6 protein-coding genes are annotated in these 8,728 nt (G+C 32.8%); 3 read left to right on the top strand and 3 right to left on the bottom strand.

Features of this window, described 5'->3' with window-relative positions:
- Positions 1 to 678 precede the first annotated feature (678 nt).
- Both GON26_RS21415 and GON26_RS21410 read right to left on the bottom strand, forming a co-directional pair.
- Positions 679 to 2,190, bottom strand: a complete 1,512-nt coding sequence (locus GON26_RS21415) for a glycoside hydrolase family protein (RefSeq protein ID WP_160376812.1) — start codon at positions 2,188 to 2,190, stop codon at positions 679 to 681.
- A gap of 8 nt (positions 2,191 to 2,198) precedes the next feature.
- Complete coding sequence (locus GON26_RS21410; protein WP_202110918.1) at positions 2,199 to 4,376, bottom strand: HAD-IIB family hydrolase; 2,178 nt, start codon at positions 4,374 to 4,376, stop codon at positions 2,199 to 2,201.
- Between the two features lie 303 nt (positions 4,377 to 4,679).
- On the opposite strand from GON26_RS21410, the gene GON26_RS21405 reads away from it, so the two are divergent.
- Positions 4,680 to 5,132 (top strand): DUF1569 domain-containing protein, encoded by a 453-nt coding sequence (locus GON26_RS21405; protein ID WP_160376811.1) that lies wholly within the window; start codon positions 4,680 to 4,682, stop codon positions 5,130 to 5,132.
- A 36-nt stretch (positions 5,133 to 5,168) separates the two neighbouring features.
- Positions 5,169 to 5,600: a nuclear transport factor 2 family protein gene (locus GON26_RS21400; RefSeq protein WP_160376810.1), complete on the top strand. Its 432-nt coding sequence runs from the start codon at positions 5,169 to 5,171 to the stop codon at positions 5,598 to 5,600.
- 2 nt (positions 5,601 to 5,602) lie between these two features.
- On the opposite strand, the gene GON26_RS21395 is transcribed toward GON26_RS21400, so the two are convergent.
- Positions 5,603 to 6,247: an endonuclease III domain-containing protein gene (locus GON26_RS21395; protein WP_160376809.1), complete on the bottom strand. Its 645-nt coding sequence runs from the start codon at positions 6,245 to 6,247 to the stop codon at positions 5,603 to 5,605.
- 315 nt (positions 6,248 to 6,562) lie between these two features.
- Between GON26_RS21395 and GON26_RS21390 the strand changes: the two genes are divergently transcribed.
- On the top strand, positions 6,563 to 8,728 hold a 2,166-nt coding region (locus tag GON26_RS21390; RefSeq protein ID WP_160376808.1), incomplete at its 3' end, for a family 10 glycosylhydrolase.

Here is an 8,728-nt window from a genome sequence, read left to right as displayed (position 1 = left end):
ATAAGTATGGTTAAAAAAAATATCTGCGAGACTCTGCTTAAATCTTTTTTAAAATCTGCGTGAAAAAAACTTTCCATTTTGCCGCAAAGTCGCTAAGACGCTAAGAATTATGGGGAACTTCAAATTCGAAATACGAAATTCCAAAATCCAAACGCATCTGTCAGATAAAGCTTGAAGCTTCCAATTTCTAACTTCCAGCTTTTTTTGCCGCAAAGAGACCAGGACACTAAAGTTTAGTATAAGTATGGTTGAAAAAATTATCTGCGAAACTCTGCTTAAATCTTTTTTAAAATCTGCGTGAAAAAAACTTTCCATTTTGCCGCAAAGTCGCTAAGACGCTAAGAATTATGGGGAACTTCAAATTCCAAATTCGAAATTCAAGACGAGTCTATGCTAATTATTTTGCTATAAAGCTTCCAACTTTCAACTTCTAACTTCCAGTTTCTAACTTCCAGCTTCTAACTCAATTGTTAAGATCTTCTTTCTTATGAAAACAGATCTTGGTTTGCGTTAGGGATGGGAGCGGCATCTCGCGATTTAGAAAAACAAGGCTTTTTAGCCGTAGTTTTTGTTAATCGGGAATATAGCGGACGGCCCGGCCCGGAGGGAAACGCCCTAAAAATAATGCTTCTGTTAAATTAAATCATGGATAAAATGGCTACTCTTTTAGCTACTTTATTAAACCTGGGTTATTTTATTGTATTCCTCTAATGATTTATTAGGATCTGAAGTTGCGTATTCATTTTCTGGCTCTGGAATGACATGAAATTTTGAATCGCTTAGTGATACTATAGCCGAACAAACATAGACACCAATACTGCCTTCGCTATATTTAAAATCCAGCAATGTTAATTTTACAACTTCATTTATCGAAAGTTCATAATAATTTCCGTAACGAATAATTTTAAAATAAATTTCTTTGTTTTCAACTATTTCAAATTGATTGGTCTGAATGTTTTCAAAAACAAAATTATTTTTTACATCTTTTTCGTTAAACCCCCATGCTCGAAACTGAACAAATCCGTTTACAAAATCAATTGATATGTAATAGGCTGTTCCTTGTTCATCACACTCAATAACAAAACCTGTTTTTCCCATTCCTTCTACAGCCAATGTACCTTCCCAAACAAAATTTTCGGATGGTTTTTCAAAACAAAAAACTTCGTAACCGCTTCGACATCCAATTCTCCATTTATTTGGATTTTCTATAACAAAATTTGCTGAAGGATTTCCCAAAATAGGTGATGGAATGGGTAAATTTCTTTGATGAACTGTTCTTTGATAGAGGGTTCTCCAATGATGGTATGTTTTTAATAATAGCCTGCCACTGCTGTCAACATCTAATTGTTTTGGCGGAGGTATTACCCGAAGTGTGTTGACATTTCCGCCCACAAAATAAAAATTATATATCAAATAAAATTCGCCTTCTTTGACAATCCTTGCGGCATAATTGCCTTGCGGCATTAATAAATTATTATGAAAGGCATGGTATTCTCCTTTAAAATCTGGGGAAAACCAGTATCGTACTTTTATATCTTCCCGAATTGAGCCAAGTAAATAGTAAGTACCTTTAATTTCTACCACACAAGGGCATTCGATATCATCATATACGTAAGCAACATGCAAAGGTTTTTGGAGCACAAAACCTTTATCGCTTCTTTTTGCAACGCCAATACATCCTCGTCTGTAAGTTGGGCCTACTGCACTACGCGCACAAATCAGTAAATAATCTTCTCCCTCAAATTGATATTTATAAGGATCTCTAAAGCTCAGCCATTCACGTGGATTATTATCTCTGCTTTCATAATATGGAGCGTCGCTTTTTAGTGGCAAACCATATTGATTATCTTTTGTCCAATGAAGTAAATCAGGCGAAACTGCTCTGCCTACTTTTTGAGTAATTCCTTTATCTTTACGTTTTAAACCCGTATAATACATTTCGTAACCTTCTCCATTTGAGTTTTTGCTAACATGCATTGTCCATAACATATCGTCATCCCATTGGCCTGGATCTCCAACAAATAATGCGTTTTTGACTCTTTTCCAGGAAAGTCCGTCCTTTGATACTGCATGTGCAATATAATCGTGATTTGGAATAATCAAATGAAATAAATGATGAACTCCGTTTTCATCTATAAATACATCAACATCACCTATTTCCCAATTACTGAAACCTGAACCTGAATACATACGATACTCTATTTTATTATTTTATAATGTTTTAATCCTTCTAAAATGCCTGAAGAAGCTGATTTTTTTGCTACATAAATATTTTTTGTCGTAACATAATTATCTAATTCAGAGCTACGGTTACCTACGATAATTCCTTTAATAGAACCTCTGAACATATCGATATCATTTCCTGAATCGCCAGCTGCAATTACACTCGATAAAGGAATGGCCCATTTGCGACATAAAAATTTGATGGCATTTCCTTTTGAAGCCCGCTTGGGAATAAAATCAAGAAATTCTCCATGACTCACAATTATATTTACTTTATACCATCCTGGTCCTAAAACGCTTATTAATTGCTCGTGATCGTATTTTTCTTTGTCATAATAATAGGAGATTTTATAGGGATTTTGTGCTTGTTCTTCCTGTAAACGTATCCATGGAATCTCTTTTAGACGATTAGCAATATCTTCTCTTTTCCAGCGTCCTGCTAAAAAAGTAGCCCAGCCTTTGTCTAGAATATAATCTTTTCCATTTGTATAATAAATTTCTGTTCCAACAGAGCAAATAATAAAGTCTGGCAATGGAAGCTTCTCTTCTTCGATCACTTTTTTTACCAGTGTAAGATTTCTTCCTGAGGCTAAGGCAAATGCCATTTTATCGGTGCGATTTATTAAATATTCTTTTAATTCTTTTAGTCCTGGATTGTTTAGCTTAGGTTCGATTAAGGTTCCGTCAATATCGGTAACCAATAAATTTTCGACGTTTCTTTTTAATCGATCAATGTTGATATTTGGGTAATGCTGTTTTTTATTTCCTGAGCCAGATGATAAGGATAAGTTTTCGTTGACATAATCAATATATTGATTGACATGACTCAGCCAACTGTAGTGTTTTTGAATATTAATTGCTCCATTATTGGAATAATATTTCCATTGACTCTCATTGGTTAAAATATTTCGTAATGCTTTTTTTATTTCATTTTCATCCAACGGATTTACTAATTCTCCGTTTTGACAGGTGGGAATAATTTCGGACGGGCCACCATTTTTTGTAACTACAACCGGCAGACCCGAACTTGCTGATTCAATAACAGTTAAGCCAAAATTTTCATGCAAGGCCAAATTTACAAAAACGCCTCTTTTTTCGGCTGCATAACGATAGATCAGCGAAACCTCATTTACAACATCATGTTTTTTTGGGATTGCCATTTTTCCATACAAATCATATTTATCCATCAATAATAACAAATCGGTTAAAACATCTTTTTCTGATTCTGGCATTTGCGTAATATCTTTTCTTATACCTGCAAAAATGACTAAATTAGCGATGCTTTGTAACTCTTTATCTTTGCCGTAAACTTCAATAAGTGTATGAAGATTTTTATGTCGGTCTGGTCTTGAGAGAGCTAAAATAAAGGGTTTGTGCGGATTTATTAAAAATTTAGAGATTGTTTCGGTTACCCAGTATTTTCTTTGTTCTTCTTCCATTTGTTTTACGGAATCCTGCTCTATATGATAATAAGGAACAAATTTACTGGTGTCAATTCCGGGAGAAATCGCATGATATTTACCTAATTCAAAATTTTTATATGGTTTATAAGTTTCGATTTCCTGCTCTGTAGAAGTAACTATAAACTCTGATAATTCCAAAGTTTTTTCTTCTGCAGCAATTCTTTGTTTAAACTTAAACTTTTTTTCTATTTCTTCTTCACTGATACCGCTATCGATTAGTTTTTTCTTTTTATGAAAACCTAATGAATGACCTGTGTGGGCGAAAGGAATATTTAAGATTGTGGATAATTCACTTGCCACATATCCTGCATCACCATAATGTGAATGAATCCAATTTGGAAATATATCATGAGTTTTTATATGCTGAACAATTCCGTTTACAAAAGTGTCCAAACCTTCCCATAATTGTTCTTTAGGTTTGTATTTTTTTCCTAAAAAAGGAATCCGTCTTATGTCTAATTTTTCATTAATGATTTCAATAGGAACAGCATATTCTGATGAAAGTTTTGGATCATCAATCAGTCTTGTAAATAAGTGTACATGAGCTACATTTTCATGTTTTGATAAAAATTCAGCCAGTTCATAAACATATTTTGTTTGTCCGCCATTATCAGCATCTCGACCAATCTCTAGACCAGACCCTTTTAAAAGTCCATGAATATTGATTAATGAAATTCGTAATTTTGCCATCTTAGGATTTATTTGTTAGATTTTTAAGTTACAAAAAAGAAAGCAGTTTCTTCACATTATTTCTGTTATAAGGCGATTATTAACATTTTTTTATTAAAAAGGAACAGTAAAATAAATAATGATGAGAATTTCGAATTTAAAAATTAGGTAGTGCCAAATAGAAATAAACGAATATTATAAAAATGATTCTTTTTGTGTTACTTAAATAGCTGAAATATTTGTATTATTTTACTGATATTTACAGTTACTATTACTTTAAAATTGCATATTTTTGTTTGTGTGATAATTCAATAAAACAAAAAAATGAAAAATATTTTCGAAATAAGCGATTCTCAGACGATGATAGACCGTATCAATTTACTGAAATCTGATTCTAATCCGGGCTGGGGAAAGATGGATGTGTCTCAAATGCTTGCACACTGTAATATAACTTACGAAATGGTTTATAGTGATATTCATCCTAAGCCCAATGGTTTTATGAAATTTATTTTGAAACTTTTGGTTAAAGATAAGGTTGTCAACGAAAAACCTTACCCAAAGAACAACCAGACAGCTCCGCAATTTATTATCAAAGGAAATCGAGATTTTGAAAATGAGAAAAATAGGCTAATAGATTATATTAAAAAAACGCAAGAATTAGGGGAAGAAAATTTTGAAGGCAAAGAATCTCATTCATTTGGTAAACTGACTGCCATTGAATGGAATAATATGTTTGCTAAACATTTGGATCATCATTTGAATCAGTTTGGTGTTTAATTATTATATTTATTCGGGCTATTTAAATCTTTTTTTATGAAAAAATTATTGATTTTAATTTTGTTGAATTTTAGTTTTATCTGTACTGCACAAAAGCAAGATGTTCAGCAGAGTATTGAAACTTTTTTTATTGGTTTTCATCAAAAGGATTCTATTAAGATGAAATCGGTTTGTTCGGATTTAATTATCTTACAATCTATTAGTGAAGGGGTTAAGGGTAATAAACTGACTAGTGAATCTGTAAATAAATTTTATAAATCGATAACTTCTATTCCTGCAGATTTGAAATTTGAAGAGAAAATTTTAAGTTATACAATTCAAATCGATGGGAGTATGGCACATGTATGGGCGCCTTATGAGTTTTATCTGAATGATAAATTAAGCCATTCCGGAGTAAATACTTTTACATTATTTAAAGAAAAAGAGGTTTGGAAAATTATTTATCTGATTGATACCCGAAGAAAATAAATTTAGTTGAATTGCATTTCATAATATCGGCAAATGTTTTTTAATAAACATTCTTCACATTTGGGTTTTGGTCGGCATATTTCTCTTCCTAAAAAAGAAATTGCCATTCCTATTTCTGACCAAATACTTTTAGGTAAAGCTTGCATCAAATCTTTTTCGACTTTATTTCCATCTTTATTTTCAGAAATTATTCCAATTCTGGGAGCAACACGGATTACATGTAAATCTGCTATGATGCCTTCAGCAGGTTGACCCGTTTCGCGCATGATAACGTTGGCAGATTTTCTTCCAATGCCTTTTAAGGATGTTAATTCTTTCATTGTTAAGGGTATAGAATTATCATTTTGCAGCATTTTTGAAATATCTAAAATCCATTTGGCTTTACTGGGATAGTTGCGCACTTTGCTTATGGACTGCATTAAAGTTTCTAAATCTGTTTTTTGAATACTAGTCAGATTAGGATATTTTGTAAAAAAATCTGGCGCAATCTTATTAATATTAGCATCAGAATCCTGAGCAGATAAAATCACCATAATCATTAGTTGATAGGTGCTTTTATACTCTAGAGGATGTTTTCTTCCCTTGTACACTTGTAGAATTGGTTCCAATTTTGTTTCCCAATCTGATGTTTCTTCGAACAAATTCATTTTAATTTTATTTAAACATAAATATAAATTAATAACTCTTATAAAATGAGCAAGTTTAATAATTTTTAAAACTTAAAAAATGTATTAATTTTCCTTAAAAATATAAAACAGGTCAAAGTTATAGAAAAATTTATTAACAATTGTTTAGCTTATGACTTAAAAAAGAAGTCTTGTTTTTGCTGGATTATTTGCGTTTTGTTTGATAAAATTTGAGTTATTGTGCATTATTTGTGTTAAAAATGCTGTTTAGTGATTTAACTTTTGAGTATTTTTTTGTGATATATTTACTTTTATTAACAAAAAACTACCAAATTTATGAAGCAAAAATTACTTAATTTATTGTTTGTTTTAATTGTGAACGGACTTGTTTTTAGCCAGGGAACGAATATTCCTTTGGGGTGCTCGAATAGTGGTCCTGAAATGAATGCAAGTCCAAAAGCAGATTTAAGAGGGACCTATCTAACATCTGTTTATAATTTGGATTGGCCAAGTAACAGAACTGCAACTCCTGCAGTGCAACAAGCAGAGCTGATTACTATTCTGGACAAATTAGTACTTACCGGAATCAATACGGTTTATTTTCAGGTTAGACCAGAATGTGATGCTCTTTATAATTCATCAATAGAACCTTGGTCGTACTGGTTGACAGGAACTCAGGGGGTAGCTCCAAATCCATTATGGGATCCGTTGAATTTTGCAATTGTTGAATGTAAAAAACGAGGTCTGGATTTGCATGCCTGGTTAAACCCTTATCGTGCTAGTGTTGGTGGTTATACTTTGGCAAATAATCACGTTTCAAAACTAAATCCTTCCTGGGTTTTTACAGCTTCGAATAATAGTAATCTTAAAATTTTGAATCCAGGTTTACCTGCTGTAAAAAATTATATTATAAGTGTTGTACAGGATATAGCGTCAAGATATGATGTTGATGGGATTGTTTTTGACGATTATTTTTATCCAGATCAAGGGATGGCAAATAATCAGGATGCTGCAACGTATGCTAATAATAACCCAACAGGAATAAGTAATATTGATGATTGGCGACGTGATAACGTGAATAAAATGATTGCAGGTGTTTACGATGCTTTGCAGGTTATTAATGCTAATCAGAATAAAAATGTAGTTTTTGGAGTAGCTCCGTTTGGTATCTGGAAAAATGGCGTACCAACAGGAATAACAGGCAATCCTTCTTATAGTGCATTGTATTGTGACCCTATTAATTGGCTGCAAAATGGCAAAGTAGATTATATTTCGCCTCAATTATATTGGAAAATAGGAGGTTCACAAGATTATATAAAACTTTCTCAATGGTGGAATGATCAAGCGGCAACGTATGGAAGACATTTATATGTAAGTCAAGGTTATGATCGTCTGCCAAGTACTTCTTCGCAGAACTGGCCAGCTTCTGAAATTCAAAATCAAATTATTCAAAATCGTATAGCAGGCATGACTAATACTTTTGGTCAAACGTCTTATTCGACTCGATATATAATGAGCAATGAAAAAGGAATTGCGACTACTTTACAAAATAATGAATACAGATATAAATCATTTGCCCCTTCGATGCCTTGGAAAGATAATGTTTGTCCTTTAGAACCAACCAATATTAGATTTGAAGGTAATGTTTTGAAATGGGATCCTCCAGTAGCTGCTTCTGATGGAGATCTGGCTGTAAAATATGTGATTTATGCATTTGCAAATCAGGCTGATATTCCTAATTTGAAACAAGATGGCACGAAGGTTTTGGACATTATTAATGCAACTCAACTTGCGTTGACAACTGCTCAATTGGAAGCACCTAACAATTATTTTCTGGTAACAGCTTTGGATAAAAATAATAACGAAAGTGCAAATATTACGGGCGTTATTACAAATAATCAAGCTGCTCCAATAGCTTTGACACCAACATCTGGTGAATTTTATGTTACGACTCCTGTTAATTTTACCTGGGATTCGACAGTTTCTTCAGCAGATTATCGCATACAAGTTTCAAAATCATCAGCTGGCTGGAATGATACTGATGGATTTACAACTTCAACTTCACCTAATAGTAACGTAGTAGTAAATGATGTAGTCAATACCGTTAAAACATATACTTGGAATCAAACGAATGCACAGGTTTTTGAAGCTCCATTAGGAGGAACTACTTATTACTATTCTATAAGAAGTTATAGTCCTGCAACAGGAACTTCGACATATTCGGCTCCGGTGAGTTTTACACCCAAAAGTGCTGGTTGTACTGTACCAGGAACAACATCTATTATTGTTGATAATCTCAATGCGACTTTGGTTGGTACCTGGACAGCAACATCTGCAACTGCAGGATATATTGGTTCTAATTATATTCATGATGACGATACAGCAAAAGGAACTAAAACAGCTACTTTTACGCCAACAATTGCTCAAAGAGGTAAATATGAAGTGTTTATCAATTTTACAGCAGGATCAAATCGCCCGACAAATGTTCCTGTGGATATCATT

The sequence above is a fragment of the Flavobacterium hydrocarbonoxydans genome, from assembly GCF_009789235.1.
Taxonomy (GTDB): Bacteria; Bacteroidota; Bacteroidia; order Flavobacteriales; family Flavobacteriaceae; genus Flavobacterium; species Flavobacterium hydrocarbonoxydans.
The sequence above is the reverse complement of the archived record's forward strand: the minus strand, read 5'-3'. Positions and strand labels throughout refer to the sequence as shown.

Coding starts and splice junctions, on each gene's coding strand:
- GON26_RS21415 (WP_160376812.1), bottom strand. CDS start 2,190: ATGTATTCAGGTTCAGGTTTCAGTAATTGGGAAATAGGTGATGTTGAT.
- GON26_RS21410 (WP_202110918.1), bottom strand. CDS start 4,376: ATGGCAAAATTACGAATTTCATTAATCAATATTCATGGACTTTTAAAA.
- GON26_RS21405 (WP_160376811.1), top strand. CDS start 4,680: ATGAAAAATATTTTCGAAATAAGCGATTCTCAGACGATGATAGACCGT.
- GON26_RS21400 (WP_160376810.1), top strand. CDS start 5,169: ATGAAAAAATTATTGATTTTAATTTTGTTGAATTTTAGTTTTATCTGT.
- GON26_RS21395 (WP_160376809.1), bottom strand. CDS start 6,247: ATGAATTTGTTCGAAGAAACATCAGATTGGGAAACAAAATTGGAACCA.